At 39.1% G+C, this 207-nt stretch carries 1 protein-coding gene; it reads left to right on the forward strand.

Going from position 1 to position 207, the window contains the following annotated elements:
• Positions 1–2: 2 nt before the first annotated feature.
• Positions 3–207: RsmD family RNA methyltransferase (locus NE668_RS10305; RefSeq protein WP_256197035.1), on the forward strand; the 205-nt coding region annotated here is incomplete at its 3' end.

Genomic DNA, 207 nt, shown 5'->3' on the forward strand with positions numbered 1-207 from the left:
GAATTATTGGCGGAACTGCTAAGGGACATCCTATAAAAGCACCTAAAGGATTAGATACTAGGCCTACACTTGATCGTGTTAGTGAAAGTGTATTTAATGTATTAGCAAATAGAGGTATATTAGGTTCTGATATACTAGATATATTTTCTGGCACTGGTGCTGTAGCAATTGAAGCCTTAAGTCGTGGTGCAGCACATGCAGTAGCAG

The sequence above is a fragment of the Veillonella parvula genome, assembly GCF_024461875.1.
GTDB lineage: Bacteria > Bacillota > Negativicutes > Veillonellales > Veillonellaceae > Veillonella > Veillonella parvula_I.